Raw genomic sequence first — 1,215 nt, 5'->3', positions numbered from 1 at the left:
TCGCCAGGGTCAGCAGCGCCGCGTTGAGTCCCTTGAGCTTGAGTACGGTGAGGGCGAAGAGGAAGAACAGGATCGGCACGGCGGCCAGCAACGCGGACAGGTAGGCGTTACCCAGCGGATCGTAGGTTTGTTGCCACATGGAGGGATCCTTAGACCGCGGGGACGACGTTGGCGCAGGCGACGCCGTCGCGCAGGCAGCTCAGGTTGTGCAACGTCACCGCGGAGATCTCGCGCAGCGCTTCCACGGTGAAGAAGCCCTGGTGGCCGGTAACCAGCACGTTGGGGAAGGTCATCAGACGCTGGAAGACGTCGTCGTCGATGATGTCGCCGGAGCGGTCGTGGAAGAACAGCTGCGCCTCCTGCTCGTAGACGTCGATCGCCAGCGAGCCCAGCTGCCTGGACTTCAGCGCGGCGATCACCGCCGGCGTGTCGATCAGCGCGCCGCGCGAGGTGTTCACCAGCATCGCGCCGCGTTTCATCTGCCGGATGCTCTCGCGGTTGATCATGTGCCGCGTGCTGTCCATCAGCGGGCAGTGCAGCGAAACGATGTCGGATGCGCCGAGCAGATCGTCCAGCGCGACGACCTCGCCGACGGCCTGGAAATCCGCCGAAGGGTAGGGGTCGTAGCCGAGCACGCGGCAACCCAGGCCCTTGAAGATGCGCGCGGTGGCGAGGCCGATCTTGCCGGTGCCGACGATGCCGACGGTCTTGCCGTGCAGGGTGATGCCGAGCAGGCCGTCGAGCATGAAGTTGCCTTCGCGCACGCGGTTGTAGGCGCGGTGGGTGTGCCGGTTGAGCGTCATCACCAGCGCCAGGGTGTGTTCGGCGACGGCTTCCGGCGAGTAGGCCGGCACCCGCGCGACGAACAGGCCCAGGCGATGGGCGGCCTGCAGGTCGACGTTGTTGAAACCGGCGCAGCGCAGCAGCACGGCGCGCACGCCATAGCCGGCGAGCGCTTCGAGCACCTCGGCGTCGAGCACGTCGTTGACGAACACGCACACCGCCTCGCAACCCTGGGCCAGCGACACGGTCCGGGCGGACAGGCTGGCGTCCTGGTAGACGAGTTCGAAGGGGGTGCTCGGGTCGCACTGCAGATTGGCTTCATCGAGGAAGCGTCGGTCGTAGGGCTGGGTGCTGAATACGGCGATTTTCATGGGCATCCCCTGGTGGTGGCGCGCGCCGGTGGACGCTGCCGACGGGTCGACGATGGCTCCC

General features: G+C 67.0%; 1 protein-coding gene. It reads right to left on the bottom strand.

The window, feature by feature from the left end; translation table 11 throughout:
- Positions 1 to 149: 149 nt before the first annotated feature.
- A complete protein-coding gene (locus tag B2X67_RS04325; RefSeq protein WP_273231356.1) occupies positions 150 to 1,154 on the bottom strand; it encodes a 2-hydroxyacid dehydrogenase in 1,005 nt (334 codons plus the stop codon).
- Positions 1,155 to 1,215: the final 61 nt, after the last annotated feature.

This window comes from Pseudomonas sp. UBA3153 (assembly GCF_002364635.1).
In the GTDB taxonomy this organism is placed as follows: domain Bacteria; phylum Pseudomonadota; class Gammaproteobacteria; order Pseudomonadales; family Pseudomonadaceae; genus Pseudomonas_O; species Pseudomonas_O kuykendallii.
Note: the sequence above shows the minus strand (reverse complement) of the source record. Positions and strands in the feature narration are given on the sequence as shown.